Source organism: Streptomyces sp. TSRI0107, from assembly GCF_001905845.1.
Lineage (GTDB): Bacteria > Actinomycetota > Actinomycetes > Streptomycetales > Streptomycetaceae > Streptomyces.
On the sequence record NZ_LIVZ01000006.1, the window covers coordinates 121,427 to 145,357 of the forward strand.

Annotated in this window: 17 protein-coding genes and 1 tRNA gene; 12 read left to right on the plus strand and 6 right to left on the minus strand. The window is 71.5% G+C overall.

Annotation, left to right across the window (positions count from 1 at the left end; translation table 11 throughout):
• Positions 1-39 precede the first annotated feature (39 nt).
• Positions 40-2,934 carry an SUKH-4 family immunity protein gene (locus tag AMK31_RS17065; protein ID WP_073941394.1) on the minus strand — a complete coding sequence of 965 codons (2,895 nt, stop codon included), beginning with the start codon at positions 2,932-2,934 and terminating at the stop codon, positions 40-42.
• Between the two features lie 8 nt (positions 2,935-2,942).
• Entirely contained in the window at positions 2,943-3,926 is a 984-nt protein-coding gene (locus AMK31_RS17070; protein ID WP_073941395.1) for an SMI1/KNR4 family protein, read from the minus strand.
• Positions 3,927-4,333: 407 nt separating this feature from the next.
• Between AMK31_RS17070 and AMK31_RS17075 the strand changes: the two genes are divergently transcribed.
• Together AMK31_RS17075 and AMK31_RS17080 are read left to right on the plus strand one after the other, a co-directional pair.
• Positions 4,334-4,849: a YwqJ-related putative deaminase gene (locus AMK31_RS17075; protein ID WP_073941396.1), complete on the plus strand. Its 516-nt coding sequence runs from the start codon at positions 4,334-4,336 to the stop codon at positions 4,847-4,849.
• A gap of 46 nt (positions 4,850-4,895) precedes the next feature.
• Positions 4,896-5,390, plus strand: coding sequence for an SUKH-3 domain-containing protein (locus AMK31_RS17080; protein ID WP_073941397.1), 495 nt, complete (start codon positions 4,896-4,898; stop codon positions 5,388-5,390).
• Between the two features lie 24 nt (positions 5,391-5,414).
• Here the strand turns inward: AMK31_RS17080 and AMK31_RS17085 are convergent, their stop codons facing one another.
• Positions 5,415-6,731, minus strand: coding sequence for a sensor histidine kinase (locus AMK31_RS17085; protein WP_073941398.1), 1,317 nt, complete (start codon positions 6,729-6,731; stop codon positions 5,415-5,417).
• 166 nt (positions 6,732-6,897) lie between these two features.
• Between AMK31_RS17085 and AMK31_RS17090 the strand changes: the two genes are divergently transcribed.
• From AMK31_RS17090 to pth, 6 genes are all read left to right on the plus strand, one after another.
• Positions 6,898-7,770 carry a hypothetical protein gene (locus tag AMK31_RS17090; RefSeq protein ID WP_073941783.1) on the plus strand — a complete coding sequence of 291 codons (873 nt, stop codon included), beginning with the start codon at positions 6,898-6,900 and terminating at the stop codon, positions 7,768-7,770.
• A gap of 6 nt (positions 7,771-7,776) precedes the next feature.
• A tRNA-Gln gene (locus AMK31_RS17095) sits at positions 7,777-7,847 on the plus strand.
• 121 nt (positions 7,848-7,968) lie between these two features.
• Complete coding sequence (glmU, locus tag AMK31_RS17100) at positions 7,969-9,417, plus strand: bifunctional UDP-N-acetylglucosamine diphosphorylase/glucosamine-1-phosphate N-acetyltransferase GlmU (protein WP_073941399.1); 1,449 nt, start codon at positions 7,969-7,971, stop codon at positions 9,415-9,417.
• A 136-nt stretch (positions 9,418-9,553) separates the two neighbouring features.
• Positions 9,554-10,534, plus strand: a complete 981-nt coding sequence (locus tag AMK31_RS17105) for a ribose-phosphate diphosphokinase (RefSeq protein ID WP_073941400.1) — start codon at positions 9,554-9,556, stop codon at positions 10,532-10,534.
• 191 nt (positions 10,535-10,725) lie between these two features.
• Complete coding sequence (locus AMK31_RS17110) at positions 10,726-11,325, plus strand: 50S ribosomal protein L25/general stress protein Ctc (protein ID WP_073941401.1); 600 nt, start codon at positions 10,726-10,728, stop codon at positions 11,323-11,325.
• An 83-nt stretch (positions 11,326-11,408) separates the two neighbouring features.
• Complete coding sequence (pth, locus tag AMK31_RS17115) at positions 11,409-12,011, plus strand: aminoacyl-tRNA hydrolase (RefSeq protein WP_073941402.1); 603 nt, start codon at positions 11,409-11,411, stop codon at positions 12,009-12,011.
• Between the two features lie 12 nt (positions 12,012-12,023).
• On the opposite strand, the gene AMK31_RS42115 is transcribed toward pth, so the two are convergent.
• Together AMK31_RS42115 and AMK31_RS40680 are read right to left on the minus strand one after the other, a co-directional pair.
• Positions 12,024-16,394 (minus strand): caspase family protein, encoded by a 4,371-nt coding sequence (locus AMK31_RS42115; protein WP_073941403.1) that lies wholly within the window; start codon positions 16,392-16,394, stop codon positions 12,024-12,026.
• Complete coding sequence (locus tag AMK31_RS40680; RefSeq protein WP_158074539.1) at positions 16,391-17,563, minus strand: hypothetical protein; 1,173 nt, start codon at positions 17,561-17,563, stop codon at positions 16,391-16,393. Before AMK31_RS40680 ends, AMK31_RS42115 begins: the two co-directional genes overlap by 4 nt.
• Positions 17,564-17,721: 158 nt before the next feature.
• On the opposite strand from AMK31_RS40680, the gene AMK31_RS17130 reads away from it, so the two are divergent.
• Entirely contained in the window at positions 17,722-18,210 is a 489-nt protein-coding gene (locus AMK31_RS17130) for a hypothetical protein (RefSeq protein WP_073941405.1), read from the plus strand.
• Between the two features lie 191 nt (positions 18,211-18,401).
• On the plus strand, positions 18,402-19,091 hold the full coding sequence (locus tag AMK31_RS17135; protein WP_073941784.1) for an LPXTG cell wall anchor domain-containing protein: 690 nt from the start codon (positions 18,402-18,404) through the stop codon (positions 19,089-19,091).
• Between the two features lie 96 nt (positions 19,092-19,187).
• Here AMK31_RS17135 and ppc read toward each other — a convergent pair whose 3' ends face one another.
• On the minus strand, positions 19,188-21,920 hold the full coding sequence (gene ppc / locus AMK31_RS17140) for a phosphoenolpyruvate carboxylase (protein ID WP_073941406.1): 2,733 nt from the start codon (positions 21,918-21,920) through the stop codon (positions 19,188-19,190).
• Positions 21,921-22,208: 288 nt separating this feature from the next.
• Between ppc and AMK31_RS17145 the strand changes: the two genes are divergently transcribed.
• Both AMK31_RS17145 and AMK31_RS17150 read left to right on the plus strand, forming a co-directional pair.
• The gene (locus AMK31_RS17145) at positions 22,209-23,225 is read left to right on the plus strand and encodes an acyl-CoA desaturase (RefSeq protein ID WP_073941407.1); all 1,017 of its coding nucleotides are present in this window, start codon (positions 22,209-22,211) and stop codon (positions 23,223-23,225) included.
• Complete coding sequence (locus AMK31_RS17150; protein ID WP_073941408.1) at positions 23,222-23,899, plus strand: TetR/AcrR family transcriptional regulator; 678 nt, start codon at positions 23,222-23,224, stop codon at positions 23,897-23,899. Before AMK31_RS17145 ends, AMK31_RS17150 begins: the two co-directional genes overlap by 4 nt.
• The last annotated feature ends 32 nt before the right edge of the window (positions 23,900-23,931 follow it).

Sequence of the window (23,931 nt, forward strand, 5' to 3'; positions counted from 1 at the left end):
CTTTCCCCGTATTCCGTCAGACGGATGTCACAACGGATGTCACAGCAGCCCGTCCCACATCTGCTCCAGCAGCACCGACCACCAGCTCTCCGGCGAGCCGAGCGCCGCCGGGTCGAGAGCGGCCAGCTGAGCCTGGAAATCGACCGTCCAGCGCCCCGCCTGCTCCTGGTTCAGCCCGAACCGCAGCCGCCACATCCGGCCCAGCAGCGCCAGGCAGCGCACGAACTCCGGCAGACCGGTGTTCACGAACTGCGGCGGCACCGGCACACCGCCCGGCCCGGCCTCCACCGGAACGGCGACGATGTTCGCCGTCCCGTACTGCACACAGATCGCCCTGCCGAAGTCGCTGCCCATCACCAGGTACGAACCCGCGTCCGGGGCGGGCTGCACACCACGCTCCTGCGCCAGCTCCGCCAGCGTCGGCACCGGGCGCCCCGGCTGGGCCTGCGCCCAGAAGAACGGCCCCATGTCGAGCGGCAGACCGGCCACCACCAGGGTGTGCGCCACGATCGGCGGCACCCCCTGCCGGGACACCGCGGCCTGCTCGAACCGGAAGATCCCCGGCCCGAACGCCCCCGCCAGCTCCTGCGCCACACCCTCCGGCGGAATCGGCGGCACCGGCTGCACCGGCGGCAGCGGCGCGCGCACCGGCGCCGGGCGCGCGGGACCGTCCGCGACCTGGTGCAGCTCGCCCTGGTGGGCCAGCAGCTGCTGCATGCCCTGCTGCCGGCTCGCGTGATCCGTGCCGTACGGCGCGATGCTCGTGATCCGCGCCTGCGGCCACTGCTCCCGGATCATCCGCGCGCAGTAGGCACCCGGCAGCTCGCACGACTCCAGCTCGGTGTGCAGCTCCAGCACCTGGTCCGGCGGCACGTTCATCGCCCGCAGCTCGTGGAAGATCTGCCACTCCGGGTGCGGGGTGCCCGGCGCGGAACGCCGGATCAGCTGCTGCTCCGAACCGTCCTGGGCGCGGTAGCGCAACACGGCCTGGTAGCCCGGCCCGACCGTCGGCTGCCCCTGCGGCGGGTAGCCGTACGCCGGGGGCTGCGCACCGGGGACGGGCTGTCCCGGCGCGGGCGGCATCGGCTGAGGGGCGCCCGGGACACCGGGAGCGCCCGGGACACCGGGAGCCGGCGGCGGAGGCGCACCGGGGCCGCCCACCGGGGGCGCGGCCAGCATGGTCTCGGCGTGGTGCACGGCACCCTGCGCGCCGGGCGTGCCCGGGGCGCCCGGAGGCTGCGGCGCGCCGGGGGACGCGGGAGTGCGCGGGGCGCCCGGAGCACCCGGAGCGCCGGGCGGCTGGGGTGCGCCCGGGACACCCGGAGGACCCGGAGGCTGCGGCGCGCCAGGCCCCATCTGGGACGGGTCGGCCAGCATCGTGGCGGCATGGTGGACACCGCCCGGAGGCGTGCCGGGGGCACCTGGCGGGTTCGGCGCGGCAGGAGGCTGCGGCGCGCCCGGGCCCTCAGGGCCGTCGGGGCCGAGGGCCGACACCAGCTGGGTGGGCACGTAGGCACCGCCCGCCGGCGCACCCGGCGCACCAGGAGCACCGGGCGGCGGGGGCGTGCCGCCCGGACGTACGCCGGGCACACCCGGCGCACCCGGCGGAGGCGGCGGCGTCGCACCCCCGGCCCCGCCACGACGCGGCGGCGGGGCCGCCTTGCTGGTGGCGGCGTCGGCGATGTCACCTGCGTTCGGCGCGTGCGGCTGGGCGCCGCCGGCCTGGGGGTAGCCGTAGGAGGGCGCGGGGGGCGGGGTGCTGCCCGGCGGGGCGGGGGGCGGCGTACTCCCGTGCGGCGGTGTGCTCCCGTGCGGCGCGGGGGGCGGCGTGCTGCCCGGCGGCACCGGAGGCGGAGTGCTTCCGTGCGGGGCCGGAGGCGGAGTGTTCCCGTGCGGCGGAGTGCCTCCATGCGGCGCGGGCGGCACGGACGGAGGCGGCGGCGTGCCCTGCATGCCCGGCGCACCCTGCATCCCCGCAGCACCCGGCGCACCGGGCACGCCAGGAGCGCCCGGCGCGCCCGGCGCACCAGGCGCACCATGCGCCCCAGGTCCGCCCAGCGGCCCCTGCGCATGCGGATCCAGCGCCGGCGCGATCGCCGTGGGCGGAAGCTGGCTGCCCCCCGACATCAGCGCCGTCTTCGCGTCCGGCACCACCACCGGCGGCGGCGTCTCGTCGTCGGCCCCGCTCAGCGGCGGTGCGAACACCGTCTCCGGCAGCGGCACCGAACGGTCCTCACCGGCGTCCGCGTTGGTGTCGGTCCCGGCCCAGGGAGTCGCCCCCGCGGGCGCACCCGGCACCACACCCGGCACGCCCGGCGCACCCGGCGCCGACGCACCGGCCGGAATCCCGGCCTGCGTCTCCGGCAGCGCCGCCCCGGCGGCCGGAGCCACCGGACCGGGCGCCACATCCGCGGGCCGGGCGTCCACAGGCACGGCGTCCGCAGGCACAGCATCCGCAGGCCCGGCGGACACGGCGTCCACAGGCCCGGGAGCCGCAGGCACCGCATCCGCAGGCGCCGCATCCTCCGACGCCCCGTCACGACCAGCCCGCCGATCCGGAATGCCCAACTTGTCCGCCGCGTCCTGCAACCACTCCGGCGGAGTCAGCAAGAACGACGTCTGATTCAGATCGACCCGAGCCGCAGGCGCCGGCACCGGCTCGTCGGCCGCCTCCTCACGCCCGTACTCCTCCTCGTAACGGCGGATCACCTCACCCACCGGCAGCGACGGCCACAGCGTGGCCTCCCCGCTGTCCCGGGCGATCACCAGCCGCTGCGCGCCGCCGTCCGACCGCGGCCCGTCGGCGCGGTCCTCGGCCCACACCACGAACCCCAGCTCGAACTCCCGCACCCGCACCTCACGATGCTGGTACGACGGCACGTCACCGTTGACCCACTCCTCCGCGCGCTCCTGCGCCTGCGCGAACGTCACCATCGGTCAGCTCACTCCCCCGACACCGGCACGGACCGCGCGAACCCGCCGTCCACCATCAGATTCGCCACCGTCTCCAGCTCCGGCGGACTGCCCGCGAGCCGGGACAGGAACACGTCGAAGTCGTCCCCGCAGGGCAGCAGCAGCCGCTCCACCCGCTCGGCGGGCGGCATCGCCGGATCCACGTCCCGCGCGTCGTCGTACGCGCAGAACCACACCGACCCGATCCGCTCGCCCTTCACCTTCACCGCGAGCAGACCGCCCTGCACGAACCCGACACCCAGATAGTCCTTGGTCAGATGGTCCCGCAGACACTTGTTGACGTACACGAGGTCGTTGACCGCCGCCTCGTCCCGCACCGTGAAGAACGGCTGGTCGATCAGCAGCCCCAGCTCCGCGTCCAGCGCGGTACCCACCGGCGCGCAGCCACCCGCGGCCTTCAGGAAGGAACGGTAGGCGCCCGGCAGCCGGTACCCCAGGTCCTCCTCGACCCCCAGCACCTGCGCCTCACTCACCGCCACACCCGACTTCGGCAGCCCGAAATGCGCCGGACGCGTCTCCTGCAACGGCCGCGTGCCCCGCTTGCCCTGGTCCACCGCCGCCGTCGCGATACCGCCGTGATGCCGCAGCAACGCCTTCACCTCGACCGGCACCAGCTCCAGCCGCCGCGTCCCCGCCACGTGATGCCACGTCCAGCCGTGCGGCGTCGCCACCGCCGGCACCGTGTCCCACAACTCGTGCCCCGTCGCCGAGAGCGCCGCGTTCGCCGACACGTAGTCCGTCAGCCGCAACTCGTCGACACCGAAACCCTCCGGCGGATCCGCGATCTCCGCGGCCGCCCGCGCATAGGGCGAGAAGTCGGGGTAGCCGTGCTCGTCCACCCGCACCCCTCTCGGGTGACGGGCCGCCCGGACCGGATCCGGGAAATGCACGACCTGCCCGGCGTAGGCCGCGTTCGGCGGCGCGGCTTGCTGCCCGAGCCGACCTGTCGTCATGGCGGTTGCCCCCTGCGGCACTCTGTACGACCCGTAACGACCGACTCCGGCCACTACGCCCCGTATCGACTTCTCTGCTCCGGCGCACCCGTCGCTCCGGCACACCGAACCGCGCGCGGCGCGGTGCCGACAGCCTATGCGGTACGGCGAAACCGGTCACCGGCGCCGGTCACGGCACCCCACACCACCGGACGGACGCCTTCCACACCCCACCGCACCACCACCACACCCGCGACCACACCCACACGCCCCCGCCACCCGAGCCCTGACACACCGTCACCATCACGTCACCACCACGTGACAACCCACCCCCGACCGTGCGTGTCGCGCCGCCCCAGCTTCCACACCAGCCAGGGCATTTGGCACTCTGTGTCCGCCGGGGGACGCCTGGGAGGGGAAACACGACCATGAACGCGACGCAAACAGGACCGCACACCAGCGCCTCCGGCGACCCCCGCGTCGGCTGGAGCGCCACCGACGACCGCCAGGCCCCCACCCTGCGTCACCGCCGCGACGGCATACTCCCCACCGTGGCCGCCGCCCTCTCCGTACGCGGCGCCACCCTCACCGGCACCGCCGCCCGCGCCGACCAGCCCCCCGCCCTCCACCCCCTCGTCCAGGACTTCCTCGACACCCTCACCAGCGCCCAACGCGACCGCTTCACCGGCCGCTGCGCCGAAACCATCCTCATCTCACGCCACCTCGCCACCGCCGACGCCGCCCGCAGCAAACGCGCCGCACGCAAACCCATGACCAACGGCGAAGCCCGCAAAGCACTCAAACAGGCGAAACTCACCGCCCGCCGCATCCGCGAGGCCGGCGACCCCCTGCACGGCAGCTTCGCCGCCCCCTGCCGCGCCTGCACCGCCCTCAGCGCCCACTTCGGCGTCCGCGTCGTCGACCCCACGGCAACCGACGGCTGACCCGGCGACGACCCCCGGAACCACACCGCACCACGAACGAGGGCAGATGCACGCCGACCGCACCTCCACCACCCGCTTCTCCGTCCCCGTCGACGCCGCCCTGCGCGCCGCCGGCTGGCAACCCGGACGCTGGGACATCAAACAAGCCGAGATCTGGGCCGACGCCCTCCGCGAGCACACCTCACCCAACGGCCACCGGCACGTCGTCTTCCCCGCCGCCGTCGAAGCCTGGGCCGAATTCGGCGGCCTCCACATCAACCCCACCGGCCCCGGCCGCCAGCTCGCCCCCGCCGCCCTCCACCTGGACCCCCTGCACGGCCTGCACATGGCCCGCACCCTCGGCGACCTCGGCCGCGCCCTCGACACCGAGATCAGCCCCCTCGGCGCCGAAACCGACACCCAGGCGCTCCTCGCGATCGACACCGAAGGCCGCGTCTACGCCATCGACCACACCGGCGACTGGTACCTCGGCCCCGACATCGACCACGCCCTCACCACGCTGGTCGCAGGCCTGGAACCCGTACGCCTCACCGCCGGCTGACACCCCAGCCCCCACCGGGACGCCCTACGACGCCGGTATCACCGCCGACACCCGAAAACCCCCCGCGTCCGTCGGCCCCGACACGAACACCCCGCCCAGACCCACGACCCGCTCCTTCATCCCCACCAGGCCATTGCCCCCCGACGGCAACCGCGCCGACGACGCCGACCCCACCTCCGGCGGCGGCTCGTTCTCCACCTGCATCGCGATCTCCGACACCCGATGCGCCAACCGCACATACGTCTTCGCCCCGGCCGCGTGCTTGTGGACGTTCGTCAACGCCTCCTGCACCACCCGGTACGCCGTCTGCTCCACCTCCGGCGCATACCCCCGGGCCTCCCCCTCCACCGACAGATCCACGACCATCCCCGCCGCCGCCGACTGCCCCACCAGTTCGTCCAGCTCCGACAGACAGGGCCCCTCCCCCGTCTCGACAGCGGCCCGCGACGCCGCCGCGGCCGCCGCCGCACCCACCGCCGCCAACGGCACCGACGCCCGCTCACCGCGCCCCGCGCCGTCACCGGTGCGCAGCACGCCCAGCATCTCCCGCAGCTCCGTCAGCGCCTGCCGCCCCATGTCCCCCACCAGCGCGGCGTTCTTCACCGCCTTCTCCGGGTCCTTCCGCGCCACCGCCTGCAACGCCGCCGCATGCACCACCATCAGACTCACCCGGTGCGCGACGACGTCATGCATCTCCCGCGCGATCCGCGTCCGCTCCTCGTTACGCGCCCACTCGGCCCGCTCCTCGGCCCGCTCCGCGAGCAGCTGAAGCTCCCGCTCCAGACTGTCCGCCCGCTCCCGCAGACTCTCCATGAGCCGCCGCCGCGCACCCACGTACAACCCCAGCAGCAACGGCGGCGCCGTCACCCCCAGCGACGCCGTGATCGAGATGAACGGGACGAACCAGTCCCCGAAACTCAGCCCGATCTCCCCGTGCGTCATGTCCTGCCGCGCCCGCACGAACGTCACCACCAGCGTCCCCACCAGCGACATGCCCGCCAGCGCGGCGATGATCCGACGCGGCAGCTCCGACGCGGCCATCGTGTACAGGCCCACCACCGTCAGCAGCAGACCCATCTGCGCCGGCGAGATCGCGATCGACACCAGCACCACCGCGACCGGCCACATACGACGCACCAGCAGCGTCGAACCGGCCACCACCCCGAAGACGACCCCCGCCGCCGTCGGAATCCCCGCGTCCTGCGCGAAGGGATACCCCTCCACCCCGCACTCCAGCGCGGACACCAGCGCGAGGCTCCAGTCGAGCACCGCGCCACGCCGCCTCTCCCACCACCACGGCCCCGAACGGGCCTCCGTGTGGTCATCCCCCGTCGTGGTCATGTCTCCAGCCTACGGGCGGCGGGCTGCGCTTTTCCGGCGAGTTTCCACGACTGGCCTACACCACACTCCGTAATCGAATAACAGCGAAACCACCCGGAATCCCTCGAACTGCTGAACCCACCGCGTTCGACCCCGGAACCAACCATTCCGGCCGGACGGTATGCGTGTGGCACATTCCGACGGCACATACGCCGACCTCGACACCCTGCGCGAACAGGCAGTCGCCCTCCGACGCCGGGGCTACAGCCTCCGGCAGATCCGCGACGAACTGAAGATCTACAACAACGACGTCCTCAACCGCCTGGTCAAGGGCGAGCCGGCCCCCGAGTGGACGAAGCGCCCGCGAGCGAAGGACGAGCTGCGCACCAAGGCCCGCGAACTGCGCCTCCGAGGCTGGACGTACAACCCGATCCAGGCCGAGCTGGGCTGCTCGAAGAGTTCGGTCTCACTGTGGGTTCGCGACCTGCCGCACCCGGCGCCAAAGTGCACCCCGGAAGAGCAACGCGCACGCATGAACGCGGGACTGGCGAAGCTGCACGCCGCCCGGGACGTCGAGCGTCAGGCGACCAAGCAAGCGGCGGCAGCAGAAATCGGAGAGCTCTCCGATCGAGAGTTGTTCATCACCGGCGTCGCTCTCTACTGGGCCGAGGGAACCAAAGACAAGCCGCACACTCGTCGCGAATCCGTGGAGTTCGTCAACAGCGACCCCGGAATGATCGCCGTTTTCCTGGCCTGGCTGGACCTGCTCGGAGTCAAGCGCGATCGCCTGCACTGCCGAGTCATGATCCACGAGTCGGCAGACGCGGCAGCCGCCGAGCAGTACTGGGCCGACAGGGTCGGCATCGACAGGCCACTCCTCGGCAAGACCCTCCTGAAGAAGCACAACCCGGCAACGGTGCGCAAGAACACGGGAGACGACTATCGGGGTTGCCTCGGCATCAAAGTGAGGCAGGGAGCAGACCTGTACCGTCGCATCGAAGGCTGGTGGTACGGCATAGTAGGGGCTGCCACCGCACCCGATCTACAGAATCGGACATAGCGGCCATCCCGGGTCGTCTAAGGGCAAGACGTCAGATTTTGGTTCTGATCATGGGGGTTCGAGTCCTCCCCCGGGAGCACGCGCTCAAGTTCGGGTCCTGACCGGCACAGCCCGGTCAGGACCCGCTCACATGTCCCCCCAGAACCCCCCCGGTATCCTGCGGTTGTCCACACCCCCTCCCCAGCCGAAGGGCATCCCGTGAGCGCCATTCGCCCGGCAGCCGTCGTCGTTCTCGCAGCGGGTGAGGGCACCCGTATGAAGTCGGCCACACCGAAGGTCCTGCACGAGATCTGCGGCCGCAGTCTCGTCGGCCATGTGCTGGCCGCCGCCGGTGTGTTGGAGCCGGAGAACCTGGTCGTCGTGGTGGGGCACGCGCGGGAGCAGGTCACCGAGCACCTGGGCGCCGTCGCGCCCGGCGTCCGCACCGCCGTGCAGGACCGGCAGAAGGGGACCGGGCACGCCGTGCGGATGGCTCTGGAGGAGCTGGGCGGCGGCCCCGACGGGACCGTGGTCGTGGTCTGCGGCGACACCCCGCTGCTGACCGCCGACACGCTGAAGCAGCTCACGGCCACCCACGGCGCCGACGGCAACGCCGTCACCGTGCTCACCGCGGAGGTGCCGGACGCGACCGGCTACGGCCGGATCATCCGGGACGAGGCCACCGGCGCCGTCACCGCGATCGTCGAGCACAAGGACGCGACGGAGACGCAGCGCGTCATCCGGGAGATCAACTCCGGTGTGTTCGCCTTCGACGGGCGGCTGCTCGCGCAGGCGCTGGGGAAGGTCCGTACGAACAACAGCCAGGGCGAGGAGTATCTGACCGACGTCCTCGGGATCCTGCGCGAGGCGGGGCACCGGGTCGGCGCGTCGGTGGCCGCGGATCACCGGGAGATCGCCGGGATCAACAACCGTGTGCAGCTCGCCGAGGCCCGTCGGATCCTCAACGAGCGGCTGCTGAACGACGCGATGCTCGCCGGGGTGACCGTGGTGGACCCGGCGACGACGTGGGTCGACGTCACCGTCACCTTCGAGCAGGACGTGATCGTCCACCCGGGCACCCAGCTGCAGGGCACCACTCGTCTGGCCGCGGGCTGCGAGGTCGGTCCGAACAGCCGGCTGAAGGACACCAGGGTGGGTGCCGGGGCGCGGGTGGACAACACCGTGGCCGAGGGAGCGACCGTCGGCGCGGAGGCGACGGTGGGGCCGTTCGCGTATCTGCGTCCGGGGACGCGTCTCGGGCGGAAGGGCAAGATCGGGACGTACGTCGAGACGAAGAACGCGTCGATCGGTGAGGGGACGAAGGTGCCTCACCTGTCGTATGTCGGTGACGCGACGATCGGCGAGTACAGCAACATCGGCGCGGCGAGTGTGTTCGTGAACTACGACGGTCAGGAGAAGCACCACACGACCGTGGGCTCGCACTGCCGTACCGGTTCGGACAACATGTTTGTGGCGCCTGTCACGATCGGGGACGGTGCCTACACGGCTGCCGGCTCCGTGATCACCAAGGATGTGCCGCCCGGCTCGCTGGCCGTGGCCCGTGGTCAGCAGCGGAATATCGAGGGCTGGGTGGCTCGTAAGCGTCCGGGGAGCGCGGCGGCGAAGGCGGCCGAGGCGGCGTCCCGGAAGCCGGATGGCGAAGGCTGACCGGAAACAGGTGCGTCTGGGACGGCGTACCGTGATAAGTGCACATCCGCACCCCACCAGCTGAGACGACGCTCTCGCCCGGCTGCCGAGACGTCGTGTCGACACCCAGCTGAGACACCTCTGAGGAGAAAGTGCTGTGACCGGGATCAAGACGACCGGCGAGAAGAAGATGATGTTCTTCTCCGGCCGCGCCCACCCCGAGCTTGCCGAGGAGGTCGCCCACCAGCTGGGTGTCGGGGTTGTCCCGACGAAGGCCTTCGACTTCGCCAATGGCGAGATCTACGTGCGTTATCAGGAGTCGGCGCGCGGCGCGGACTGCTTCCTGATCCAGAGCCACACGGCTCCGATCAACAAGTGGATCATGGAGCAGCTGATCATGATCGACGCGCTGAAGCGCGCGTCGGCCCGCTCCATCACGGTGATCGTGCCGTTCTACGGTTACGCGCGGCAGGACAAGAAGCACCGGGGTCGTGAACCGATCTCGGCGCGTCTGATCGCGGACCTGATGAAGACGGCGGGTGCGGATCGCATCCTGACGGTGGATCTGCACACGGACCAGATCCAGGGCTTCTTCGACGGTCCGGTGGACCACCTGTTCGCGCTGCCGCTGCTGGCGGACTACGTGGGCAAGAAGGTGGACCGGGAGAAGCTGACGGTGGTCTCGCCGGACGCGGGCCGGGTTCGGGTCGCGGACCGCTGGTGTGACCGGCTGGGCGCGCCGCTGGCGATCGTGCACAAGCGGCGTGACAAGGACGTGGCGAACCAGGTGACCGTCCACGAGGTCGTGGGTGAGGTCAAGGGCCGGGTGTGCGTGCTGGTCGACGACATGATCGACACGGGTGGCACGATCTGTGCCGCGGCGGACGCGCTGTTCGCGCACGGTGCGGAGGACGTCATCGTGACGGCGACGCACGGTGTGCTGTCGGGTCCGGCGGCGGACCGGCTGAAGAACTCCCGGGTGAGCGAGTTCGTGTTCACGAACACGCTGCCGACGCCGGGTGAGCTGAGCCAGGACCTGGACAAGCTGACGGTGCTGTCGATCGCGCCGACGATCGCCCGTGCGGTGCGTGAGGTGTTCGAGGACGGTTCGGTGACGAGCCTGTTCGACGAGCAGTAGGCCTTTCGGGCTTTCCGCTTCTGCTTGATCGATTTTTCTGTGGCCTTCCTCGCCGAGTATTCTGTTGCAGTTGCTCGGCGAGGGAGGCCGCACCCGTGTGTGCGGTGGTCCGTTATCGACGCGCTCTTCGTAGCAGGCCGTTCGTGGCCGGGTGACCCCGTCCGTTCCGCTTTCTACGAGGAGTGATCATCATGTCCGAGGTGAAGCTCACCGCCGAGACCCGTACCGAGTTCGGCAAGGGCGCCGCCCGCCGTATCCGCCGTGACCACAAGGTCCCGGGTGTGCTGTACGGCCACGGCTCCGACCCGCTGCACCTGACCTTCCCGGGTCACGACCTGCTGCTGGCGCTGCGTACGCCGAACGTCCTGATCTCGCTGGACATCGACGGCAAGTCCCAGGAGCTGGCGATCCCGAAGGCCGTGCAGCGTGACCCGCTGAAGGGCTTCCTGGAGCACGTCGACCTGCTGCTGGTCAAGCGTGGCGAGAAGGTCACGGTCGAGATCCCGGTCGTCGCCGAGGGCGAGCTGGCCGCCGGTGGCAACCTGCTGGAGCACGTGCTGAACGCGCTTCCGGTCGAGGCCGAGGCCACGCACATCCCGGAGCAGGTGACCGTGTCCGTGGAGGGTCTGGAGGCCGGTGCCTCGATCCACGCCAAGGACATCGCGCTGCCGAACGGCGTGACTCTGGCCGTCGAGGAGGACGCTGTCGTCCTGCAGGTCCTGGCCGCGCAGGCCGAGGAGGCCGCGGGCGAGGAGGCCGCCGAGGGTGGCGAAGAGGCCGCCGAGGCCTGATCCTCAGCGTCGTCGTTTTCGTCAGCCGCTGTTCCCCGGGGGGTTCTCCGTGGGGGCAGCGGCTGGCGCGTATCTAAGGAGACATGGACGTGACGACGGATGCGGGTGCGCCCTGGCTGGTCGTGGGGCTGGGGAATCCTGGGCCGGAGTACGCGATGAACCGGCACAACGTCGGTTTCATGGTGGCCGATCTGCTGGCGGAGCGGATCGGGGGCAGATTCAAGCGGGCGGGCAAGGCGCAGGCGCAGGTGGTGGAGGGCCGGATCGGTCCGCCGGGGCCGGCGAACCGGCGGGTGATTCTGGCGAAGCCGATGTCGTACATGAATCTGTCGGGTGGTCCGGTGAACGCGCTGCGGGACTTCTACAAGGTTCCGGTGGCGAACATCGTGGCGGTGCACGACGAGCTGGACATCGACTACGGGACGCTGCGGCTGAAGCTGGGTGGTGGTGACAACGGGCACAACGGGCTGAAGTCGATGACGAAGGCGATGGGTTCGGACTATCACCGGGTGCGGTTCGGGATCGGGCGGCCGCCGGGGCGGATGCAGGTGGCGGATTTCGTGCTGAAGGACTTCGCGTCGGCGGAGCGCAAGGAGCTGGACTACTTCGTGGACCGAGCGGCGGACGCGGTGGAGTGTCTGGTGATCGAGGGGTTGGAGCGGGCGCAGAGCACGTACAACTCGTAGGGGCGGGTGCGGCTACTGATCGCGGCCGGGGAGATACGGCGTGAGGTAGGTCCGGATGTCGTCGGTGGCGTCGGGGTGGAGGGTGAGCCAGCGGGCGGCGTGGGCTTCGATCTCGTCGCGGTGGGGGGCGGCGGGCGGGTGGTCGGCGAGGGCGCGCAGCAGGTGTTTGGCCGCGGCCCGGTGCCCGTTGCGCCGGAGCCATTCGAGGGCGATGGGGACCACGTCGGGGTGCGGGGGCGGGGTGTCCTGGAGGGCTGTGATCAGGTTCTCCAGGATCAGGGCTCCGGGCTGGCGGAGGCCGTGGTCCGATCCGAGCCAGTTCATGGCGTGCCGGATGATCGCCGTCCGGGTGTCGGCGGGCAGGTGGTCCTGCCTGAGCAGGACCGTGAGCAGCTGGTTGTCCGACTTGGTGGGGCCGTGCGCGGTCATCCAGTCAAGGATCGCCCGTATCAGTTCGGGGCCCAGGTCTCCTGTCATCGTTTCTTCGTGGAGGAGCGCGCGGAGCACCATGTCGTCGGTGGGGGCCGGGTTGTCCAGGTCGAGTCTGTCTCTGGCGTGCCGGGCGGCCTCGGCGCGTACGGCGGTGCCCGGGGTGAGGCCGGTCAGCAGGGCGCTGAGCACGAGGTTTTCCCCTGCGCTGGTCTCCGGGGTCCGGTGCTGGGCGGCGAGCCACGCGCGGGTGGCGTCGAGGGCTTGTCGTGGGCCGTCGTCGCCGAACTCTTCGGGGTCGCCGACCGCGTGGGCGAGCAATCGGGCGCTGGTTCCGGATGCGGGAAAGGCCTGGACCCAGCGCAGGACGTGGCCCCGGATGAGGCGTGCGACGGTCGAGGGGTCGTGTTCGTCGGTGGCGGTGTGCCGGACGGCGTGGAGTTTGTGGATCACGTAGGACGCTTCCGGGGTTTCGCCGTGGGTCTCCAGCCAGCGGAGTGCGTGGGTGACGCCGGTTTTCAGGGCGTCGTCGTTGCGGGTGAGGCGTGCCTGGAGCAGGTACGGGGCGAGGACGAAGGACGCCAGGGGGTGGTCGGCGTGGGTCTGGAGCCAGGCCTGCGCCCGTTGCAGGGCTTCTTCGATGAGGGCGTCGGGCAGGCCGTTGATCGGGAGCAGCCGGCGGAAGACGTAGCTGTCGCGTAGCTCTGTGAAGGGCACCTTCCGCATGCGTTCGAGTGCCTGCTCCACGGCTTGGTGCCGTTGCTCGGGGGTCATTTCCCGCCGGCGGGCGAGGAGGGCCTGGAGGAGGTGGCGCTCCCAGGGGGTCTCGTGTGAGGAGAGCCAGGCCAGGGCCTTGGTGATGGCGGTGTTCGTGACGTCGGCGCGGTCGGGGTCGGTGACGGCGTGGTCCTGGTATCTCAGCAGATCGATGAGGACGAAGCTGGCCTCGGGCAGATCGGGGTGTTCCTCGAGCCAGGCGAGGGCGGCGGCCGCGCTGGCGGCGCCGGCGTCGGGGGCGGCTTCGACGTTGGTCTTGTAGAGCAGGGGTGCCAGGACGAATGAGGCCGTGACGGCCGACGCGTTCCTCTCCTCGGCGAGCCAGGTGTGGGCGGCTGCCACGGCTCTGCGGGCGAGGTGGGGGGAGAGGGCGGGGGACTTGAGCAGGGTGTGCAGGACGAAGCTGGCGATGGGTTTGGCGCCGTGGTGGTGGAGCCATTCGAGGGCGAAGGTGGCGATGGGGGTGGTGTCGGCGAGCTGTGGGCTGTCGAGGGCTGCTCTCAGCAGGTAGTTGGCCTGTTCGTAGGCGGCGTATCTGACGAGCCAGTCGTGGGTGGCTTCGGCGAGCCGGAAGCGGTGGTCGGCGGGGATGGAGGGGGCGCGCAGGAGGGTGCTGAGGAGGCGTTCGTCGGCGAGTTCCCGGCGGAACTGGTGGGCGACTTCGACGGCGGTGTGCACGGCGAGGGTGACGATGTCGGGTCGGTGGCCGGTGTGGCGCAGCAGGGTGTGGATGCGGATGCGGCCCTGGCGGGTGAGGCCGTGGTGGTGGAGCCAGTCGCGGGTGGGGCCGGCGACGTACTGCTCGTAGTGGTCGGGGCGGCCTGTGGTGGCGTGGGCCAGGGCGTTGATGAGGTGGACGGCGTCGGGGTCGTCGGGGATGTGCTGGGTGAGCCAGTCGTGGGCGGCCCGCAGGAGTGCGGCGGGGGCGGCTGCGGAGTTGAGGGCGGCGTCGGTGAGGAAGGCGCGGATGTGGGCGTGTTCGGCCCCGGCGAGCCAGGGGGTGACGAGGGTGTCCCAGTGGTCGACGACGGCTCGGCGCCAGGGGAGGGCGGAGATCATCGTGATGAGGGTGCGTGCGCCTTCGTCGGGGTTGGTGCGCAGCAGCGCGAGGATGTCGGCCTGGCGGGTGCCGAGCCAGGTCGAGCAGGCTCGGGCGAGTTCGTCGGCGGCGTCGCCTTCGAGGTCGGTGCCCCAGCGGTTGAGGTGGCCGACGGCTCTGCGCAGGGTGCGCAGGTCTGGGTGGAGGGCGTCGAGGAGTTCGCCGGGCCGGTCGGGGTCGAGGGTGTAGCCGTCCAGGAGGCAGGTCTCGCCGAGGAAGAGGTCGGTGACGATGTCATGGATGGTGTCGAGGAGGTCGGCGTCGGGGTCGTCGGGGTCCTCGGCGGTGAGGAGCCAGCCGTGTGACTTGAGGCGGGCGACGACTTTGGCGCCGTTGACGGCGGTGCGCGCGGGGGTGCCGGTGGTGCCGTCGGCTGTGGTGGCGAGGCGGCCGCGCAGGACGGCGTCGGCGGATTTCTCGACGGCCTCGCGGGTGTGGACGCAGGTGAGGGCGGCCGCGGTGGCGGCGAGGCGTTCGGCGACGTCGTCGGCGGGGCCGAGGTCCTCTCGGGTGCGGCGGTCGAACCAGTCGATGAGGGCGCCGGGGCGGGGCACGTCGGGGTTGGCGGGGTCGAGGGTGCCGTCCGCGGCGAGTCGTTCCAGTTCGAGGGAGAGGAGCAGGGCGAGGACGGGGTGGGTGGTGCACAGGTCGGCCATGGTGTCGCCGAGAGCGGTCCAGGCTTTGGGGGCGACGGTCTTGAAGATGTGCCGGGCGAGGGTCTGCCGGCGGGTCTCGTCGGTGCGGAGGTCGACGACGGCGAAGAGGGTGCGTGAACCGCGGCTCTCCAGGTCTCTGCGGGCGCCGGGGCGGACGGCGGCTACGCAGGCGATGTGCAGGCCTTCCTCGGCTTCGGCGTGCAGGAGGGTGGCGAGGTCGCGCAGGTCGAGGCTGTGGTAGCGGTCGAGGTAGTCGAGGACGAGGAGGACGCGGCTGCCGCGCCGGTGTGCGACGGCTTCCCGGACGCTGTCGAGGAGTTGTTCGGCGCGCAGTCCCTCGTCCTGCCGGGGGTGGAACACCTGCCAGCCGCGGTCGAGGGCGTGCCGGGCGACTTCGAGGCAGGTGCGGGTCTTGCCGGTTCCGGCGGGTCCGGTGAGCAGGATGCCGCGCAGGGCGTCCTGGTAGCCGGTGGAGTCGGCGGGGTTGGTGAGCCGGGCGAGGATGCGGGCCGGGGAGGTCTCGTGGTGGGCGTCGGGCGGGAGGTAGGGCAGGCGGGTGTCGGTGAGGAACTTGCCTTTGGCGCCGAGCCGGGTGAGGGCCTCGGTGTGGGTGGGCAGTGAGTCGGGCCGGTGGACGGGCGGGGTGGGGCGGAAGGGGGCGCCGCTCCAGTGGTCGGTGTCGGCGGTGAGGCGTTGGCCCTGGAGTTCGTCGCGGAGTGAGTGGGCGATGGCGGCCGGGTCGGGCGGCCACCCTGGTGCGGCGTTCAGTTTCGCGAGGAAGGCGCGGGTGAACAGGCCGCCGCCGTCGGGGTGGCTGTAGGCGGCGCTGCCGGACTGGGTGGCGTGCAGGCTGAGCAGTTCGGTGCGCCGTCTGGGTTTGTGGGCGGTGCCGGGGAACGTGACCCAGCCGTAGGTGTGCGGGCGGGGGTCGGTGACGCGGCAGGCGTCGTAGAGGAGGACCTTGCGGGCGATGTGGTCGTAGGCCTGGTTGTGCAGGAGGTAGTCGCGCAGGCTGTCGGTGGACATGGCCATCAGGCCGTCGGCGAACGGGAGGAGTTCGCCTTTCTGGTCGGGTGGCAGCAGGCCGTGGCCGCTCCAGGTGAGCCAGAGCAGGTCGGCCTGCGGCACGGCCGGCAGGTGCTGTGCGAGGACTTCCCGGATGTCCCGTTCGGTGGCGGCGCGGTGGTGGACGATGCCGAGCCGGTCGGCCGCTCGGCGGACGTGGTCGCGGTTGGTGTCCAGGGGGGAGACGCACAGCCGGATGTGGTCGGGGGGCACGTCGTTGTCGATCAGCCACTCGGCGTGGCCGAGGGCGTCGGCGGCGGCTCCGGGCAGTGGTCTCAGGCCGGTGTCGTACTGCTCGATCCCGACGAGCAGGGCATACGTCCGCTCGGGCGTGACGTCGGACAGGATCTCGGTCACGCGCTGCCGTCCCGGGCGATGCGGGCGAGGAGGCCGAGGACTTGGGGGTTGCGGAAGTAGGCGCTGTGGGAGGCCTTGAACGGCTGGCCGGAGGTGAGGTCGACGTCCTGGACGCGCTGCGGGAAGACGGGTTCGGCGAGGAAGGCGAGCAGGTCGCGCCGGTCGTAGACGTTGGTCCACCGCGGGAAGTGCCCGGGCAGGGGGGCGTCGGGGTCGAGGGCGGGCAGTGCGCCGAGTTCGTGGAGGTGGGCGGCCTGGGAACCGATGGTGACGAGGTGGCGTACGGCGGGCAGTTCCCGCTCGGCGAGGAGGTCGACGGCGGCTGTGCCGCCCAGGCTGTGTGCGAGCAGGACGACCGGGCCGTGCTCCGCGGCGACTTCGGTGACGCGCTGTCTGATGTGGTCGCGCAGGGCGGCGCCGCGGGCCAGGTATTTGAGGATGTCGCCGGCCCGGGGGTGGGTGCGGTCCATGAGGGCGGCGCGTTTCCACATGAGGTAGCGCATGCCGCCGAGGGGGGCGAGCACCTTCCAGGCGCCGTCGAGGACGCCGCGGGCGTCGCCGTCGCCCAGGTCCCGGGCGATGAGGCGGACGGCTTCGTCGCGCCGGGCGGGTGACCAGCGCAGGACTCCTCCCCGGTGGTCGACGGCCACGAGGAGATGGGCGACGACGGCGGTCGCGATGGCGTTGGGCAGCTGCCCCGGCGGCATTCCGTGTTCGAGGACGTCGCGGCCGGCGGGGCTGTCGAGGACGGCGGTGACGGCCTCGGGGAAGTCCTGGAGGACGCCGGCTTCGTCGAGGAGTGCGGCCAGTGCGGCGGGGGGTGTGGCGGCGAGGGCGCGGGCGGTGGGTTCGAGGGCGGGGTCGGGGGGTTCGTCGTAGGGTGCGTCGGTTTCCGTGGTGGTGCGGCGCAGGGGTGCCAGGGGGTCTTCGTAGAGCAGTTCCCAGGCGAGGGCTTCCGCGTCCGCGTCGGACGGCTCGCTCCCGAAGGGGTCGGCCGGCTCGGGCGGGTTCGGTTCCGCCGGTGCGCCGGGCAGTGTGGCGGTTCCGGTGCCCGCCGGGACGCCGAAGACGTCGCCCCAGTAGCAGTCGTGCACGCGCAGGGCCGGGTCGATGTCCGCGAGGCCCTTGCGCAGTTCGTCGGCGGTCTCGTCGTACGCGGCGCGTCTCACGCCCGTCCCGTGAACGAACAGCAGCCCGGCCATGCCGCCCCCTCGCGTGCTTCGCGTCCTCGTCTCCCGTTCACCTTAAGAACGCCGGGCTCCCCCGTCCCCGGTTCCCGAGCGAGCGAAGTTGACTTTCGGCAAACCGATGGCCAAGGATCGCGGCCATGCCTTCTGCGGTCGTCTCCAGTCAGGGTGCGGACGCCGTGCTGCGGTTCGGTCGTTCCGCGGCGACGGGTGTGCTCACGGTGCTGATCCTGATCGCCGGTGTGTGGGCCTCATGGGGTTCCGCCCAGTACACGATGCTCACCAAGGGCCGTGAGAGCGGGACGATCGTGGTGAACCGGTGTGACGACGGCACCTGCGCCGGGCCGTTCACGCCGTTGTCGCAGGGCGCGCGGCCGCGCGAGCGGGTGGTCATCGAGGAGTCGGCCGCCGTGCGGGAGGGGCAGACGTACACGGTCGTCCTGAAGCCCGACGGTGACGAGGTGGTGCGGTCGGGGCCCGCCGGGGTCCTCCATTCCTGGGTGCCGCTCGGCGGTGCGCTGCTGCTCGCCTCGGTCGTGGTGGCGGGCGGGCTGCGCCGGACGCGGGTGGCGTGGGTGATGGGCGGATCGGGGCTGGCGCTGATCACGGCGGCGTTCCTGGTCGTCTGAGCCGGTCCGGGCCGGGGGTCGCGCGCGACGATTTTCGCATCAGCCGACACTCCGACCCGATATCGCCGTTCTCCACACTGTGGAGAGTTCGAGCGTTGCCGGTTCGTGCTTGTTCCGTCATCGCACGACGCCGGAAGCTGAGCCGCCCCCTCCACATCTTCCCCGTTCGTCACTCGAAGATGGACTGCTTCATGCGAACCCTTACTCGCGCCGGCGCCGTGTCCGCCGTCGCCGCGGCAGCGCTGCTCCTGTCCCCCGCCGCCCACGCCACCCCGCCGGCCGGCGACAACGGCACCGTCAAGATCCACGACGCGGCCACCGGCGAGGAGCTGCGCAAGAACGAGCCGCACGTCTGCACGTTCTACCTGGACGCCTTCGGCTTCGACGCCGGCCAGCAGGTCGACTGGCACATCGAGGCCTGGGCGCCGACGGCCGGCGTCAAGGGCGAGACGGTGAAGTCCGGCTCGCTCGCCCTGGACGCCGAGGGCCACGGCCGTACGGACGACCTGTCGCTCCCCGACGGTCACTACAAGCTGTTCTGGAACTTCGACGGCGAGAAGGGCTCCGCGAAGCACAAGGTGTTCTGGACGGACTGCGAGGAGGAGGACGCCGGCGAGCAGCCCGGTACGACGCCGTCCGCCACGCCGTCCGCGTCGTCGGACGCCTCCGCGGCCCCCAGCGCCTCCCCGGGCACGTCCGAGGGCGGCGAGACCGCCCCTGCCGCCTCCTCCTCCCCGTCCGCGCAGGGCGGTGGCGGCGGGGGTGACCTCGCCGAGACCGGCAGCAGCGCCCCGGTCGGTCTGCTGGCCGGTACCGCCGCCGCGCTGGTCGCCGCGGGCGGCTGGCTGGTGCTGCGGCGGCGGACGGGCCGGCAGGGCTGACCCGGTCCCCTGACGCGGAACGGCGGCGCCCCCGCCTCGTACATCGCGAGCGAGTACGGGGACGGGGGCGCCGCCGTGTGCCGGGCGGGGCCGGGGTCAGCCGGTGTTGCGCAGGCCGGCCGCGACGCCGTTGACGGTGAGCAGCAGGGCCCGGGACAGCAGCGGGTCGGGCTGTTCGCCGGCGGCGGCCGCGTCGCGCTGGCGCTTGAGGAGCGCGACCTGGAGGTAGGAGATCGGGTCCAGGTAGGCGTCGCGGATGGCGAAGGTCTGCCGCAGGACCGGCTGGGCGTCCAGCAGCTCCTGTTCGCCGGTGACCCGCAGGACCTCGCGGACGGTCAGCTCGTGCTCGGCCTTGATGGTGTCGAAGACGTGCTTCAGCTCGTCGGGGACGAGGGTGTCGACGTAGTGGCGGGCGATCCGCAGATCGGTCTTGGCGAGCGTCATCTCGACGTTGGAGATGAAGTTCCGGAAGAAGTGCCACTGCCCGTACATCTCGTCGAGCACGGTGTCCAGGCCCGCCTCACGCAGCGCCTTCAGGCCGGAGCCGACGCCGAACCAGCCGGGGACGATCTGCCGGGACTGGGTCCAGCCGAACACCCACGGGATGGCGCGCAGGCCGTCGAGCGAGACGCCGGAGCCGGGGCGGCGGGAGGGCCGCGAGCCCAGGTGCAGGTCGGCGAGCTGGTCCACGGGCGTCGAGGCGAGGAAGTACGTCGGCAGGTCGGGGTCCTCGACCAGGTGCCGGTAGGCCGCGTGGGCCGCGTCGCTGACGACGTCCATGGCGGCGTCCCAGCGGGCCAGCGCCTCGTCGGACTGGCGGGGCGCGGTGTGCAGGGCGGAGGCCTGGAGGGTGGCGGCGACCGTCAGCTCCAGGTTCTCCCTGGCCAGGGACGGGATGAGGTACTTGTCGGAGATGACCTCGCCCTGCTCGGTGACCTTGATCTCGCCTTCCAGGGTGCCCCAGGGCTGGGCGAGGATCGCGTCGTGGGTGGGGCCGCCGCCGCGGCCGACGGTGCCGCCGCGGCCGTGGAAGAGGCGCAGCCGGACGCCGTAGCGGTGGGCGACGTCGCGCAGCCGGCGCTGGGCGCGGTGGATCTCCCACTGGCTGGTGGTGATGCCGCCGAACTTGGAGGAGTCGGAGTAGCCGAGCATGACCTCCTGGACGTCGCCGCGCAGGGCCACGAGCCTGCGGTACGACGGGTCGGAGAGCATGTCCTCCAGGATGGTGTCGGCGGCCTTGAGCTCGTCGGTGGTCTCCAGCAGCGGCACGATGCCGATCTTCGCCCAGCCGGCGTGCAGGTCGATCAGGCCGGCCTCGCGGGCGAGGACGGCGGCGGCGAAGACGTCGTCGGCGCCCTGGCACATGGAGATGATGTACGACTCGATGACCTCGGGTCCGAAGACCTCCAGGGCCCGCTTGACGGTCTGGAAGACGCCGAGGGTCTTCTCGCCGGCCGCGTCGACGGGTGCCGGGGTGGGGGCGAGGGGCCGCCGGGAGCGGAGTTCCTTGGCGAGCAGCTTGGCGCGGTAGTCGCGCGGCATGTCCGCGTACCGCCAGGACTCCTCACCCAGCCGGTCGAACAGCTGGCCGAGGGCGTGGTGGTGGGCGTCGGCGTGCTCGCGGACGTCCATGGTGGCGAGCTGGAGGCCGAAGGCGGCCAGGGTGCGGATGGTGCGGTTCATCCGGCCCTCGGCGAACAGGGCGCCGCGGTGCTCGCGCAGGGAGCTCTGGATCAGGGTGAGGTCGCCGAGGAGCTGGGCGGTGCCGAGGTAGTCGCGGCCGGGCTCGTGCGGGGTGCCCTTGGCGAGGCGCTGCTTGGTGTTCTCCAGCTTCTGCCGGATGCAGGTGGCCTTGAGCCGGTAGGGCTCCTCGGCGTTGAGGCGCTTGTAGCGGGGGCTGATCTCGGGGAGGTTGTCGAGGTCGGCCTGGAGGGATTCCAGGAGCTCGGGCGTCGCGCCGGTGTAGCGGATGGAGTTGGAGAGGAAGCCGCGCAGCTCGTCGATCATCTCCAGCGCGTCGTTGATGCCGTGCTCGTGCTGGAGGATGAGGACGTCCCAGGTGACCTGGGGGGTGACGTTGGGGTTGCCGTCGCGGTCGCCGCCGATCCAGGTGCCGAAGGTGAGGGGGCGGGTGTCCTCGGGGAGGGTGACGCCGACGCGCTCCAGTTCGGCGGTGAGGTCCTCCAGGACGTCGCCGACGGCGCCCGCGTGCAGCTCGTCGAGGTAGTAGATCGCGTTGCGGGCCTCGTCGGCGGGTTCGGGGCGCACGACGCGCAGCTCGTCGGTCTGCCAGACGAGGTCGATGTTCTCGGCGAGGCGGGTGTCGTGGCGGCGCCGGTCGGAGTCGAGGACGGGGGTTTCCAGGAGGGCGGCGATGCGGCGCAGCTTGTTGAGGACCGAGCGGCGGGCGGCCTCGGTGGGGTGGGCGGTGAAGACGGGGCGGACGTTGAGGTTCCGCACGGTCTCGCGCAGGTGCTCGGGGTCGGCGTCCTTCAGCCGGTCGGCGGTGCGCGAGAGCAGTCCGCCCTCGGCGGCGCGCTTGGCGCGCAGCTCGCGGCCGCGGTGCACCTGCTCGGTGACGTTGGCCAGGTGGAAGTAGGTGGAGAAGGCGCGGACCAGCTTGGCCGCGGTCTCCAGTTCCGTGCCGCGCAGCAGCTCGGCGGCGGCCTCGCCGTCCTCTCGGGTGAGGCGGCGTACCTTCTCCACGAGCTCGAGCAGCTCGGGGCCCTCCTGCCGCACCAGGGTCTCACCGAGGAGATCACCCAGCCGGCGGATGTCGGCGCGCAGCGCGCTGCTGTTCGTCGTGGTCTGGTCGTCGGCACTGCTCACAGGTGCGGCTCCTTGCAGTGTTGAAGCTCGTCTGGGAGGGGAACCCGGACGGCGTCTCGCGCGGCGGCTGCCGCATACGGGCCGGACATCCGGGAAGTAAACAGAGCGGACCGCGCTGTCCGACCGACTCCAAGGATAGGTGTCGACGCGGACGCGCAGACTCTCGGGCTCTTGCCGCCGGGCGAGGCGCTGCCATACTTACGACGCCGTAGGTTACGGAACCGTAGGGAGCCCGCGGTTCCCTGACCCGGCACCCTGCCCCAACCATCGACCCCACAGGGGACGCCCATGACCACAAGCTCGGACGTGATCGACGACGCTCCGAAGTCGGCATCCGAGGCCGCCGCGCCGCTGCCGTCCGCCACTCTGGGCGGCGAGCGGAAGCGGTCCGTCGAGCAGATCACTCTGCTGCTCTTCATCACCGTCCCGTTCCTCGCGCTGATCGCGGCCGTGCCGCTGGCGTGGGGATGGGGGGTGAGCTGGCTGGACCTCGGCCTGCTGGTCTTCTTCTACTACCTCGGCTGTCACGGCATCACGATCGGTTTCCACCGGCACTTCACCCACGGTTCCTTCAAGGCCAAGCGCCCGCTGAAGATCGCGTTGGCGATCGCCGGGTCGATGGCGGTGGAGGGCCCGCTCGTGCGCTGGGTCGCCGACCACCGCAAGCACCACAAGTTCTCCGACGCGGAGGGCGACCCGCACTCCCCGTGGAAGTACGGCGAGACGGTGCCCGCGCTGATCAAGGGCCTGTGGTGGGCGCACATCGGGTGGATGTTCGACGAGGAGCAGACGCCGCAGGACAAGTACGCGCCGGACCTGATCAAGGACAGGACGCTGCGGGCGATCTCCCGGCAGTTCATCCTGTGGACGGTCGTGTCGCTGGCGCTGCCGGCGGTGATCGGCGGTCTGGTGACGATGTCCTGGTGGGGCGCGTTCACCGGGTTCTTCTGGGGTTCGCTCGTCCGGGTGGCGCTGCTGCACCACGTGACGTGGTCGATCAACTCGATCTGCCACGCGGTGGGCAAGCGGCCGTTCAAGTCGCGGGACCGTTCGGGGAACGTGTGGTGGCTGGCGGTGCTGTCCTGCGGTGAGTCCTGGCACAACCTGCACCACGCCGACCCGACGTCCGCGCGGCACGGGGTGGAGCGCGGCCAGCTGGACTCGTCGGCCCGGCTGATCCGCTGGTTCGAACAGCTGGGCTGGGCGTACGACGTGCGCTGGCCGTCACGCTCGCGTATCGATTCGCGTCGCAACAGCGGTGAAGACGGCTCCCGGCACCGGAAGGAGACCGCCGAGGCGGCATGATGGAGGCCGTGCCGACCGACTCCAGCAGTACCTCGAACAGTGACAAGCCGCGGCGTACCCGCCGTACCCGTATGACCGGTGCGGAGCGCCGCCAGCAGTTGCTGGAGATCGGTCGCACCCTCTTCGCCGCGAAGGGCTTCGAGGGCACGTCGGTGGAGGAGATCGCCGCGAAGGCGGGGGTTTCCAAGCCGGTGGTGTACGAGCACTTCGGCGGCAAGGAAGGCCTGTACGCGGTGGTGGTGGACCGCGAGATGCGGCGCCTGCTGGACATGGTGACGGGGTCGCTGACCGCCGGGCACCCGCGGGAGCTGCTCGAACAGGCCGCGTTCGCCCTGCTGGACTACATCGAGGAGTACACGGACGGCTTCCGGATCCTCGTCCGCGACTCCCCCATCCCCCAGTCGACGGGGTCCTTCGCGTCCCTCATCTCGGACATCGCCACCCAGGTGGAGGACATCCTCGGCAAGGAGTTCAAGAGCCGCGGCTTCGACCCGAAGCTCGCTCCCCTGTACGCCCAGGCCCTGGTCGGCATGGTCGCGCTGACCGGCCAGTGGTGGCTGGAGGTGCGCCGCCCGAAGAAGGCTGAGGTGGCGGCGCATCTGGTGAACCTGGCGTGGCACGGGCTGGACGGCCTGGAGCAGAAGCCGCGGCTGATAGGGCACCGCAAGAGCTAGGGGGCGTCTCGCCGATCATGCCGGGCCCGGCC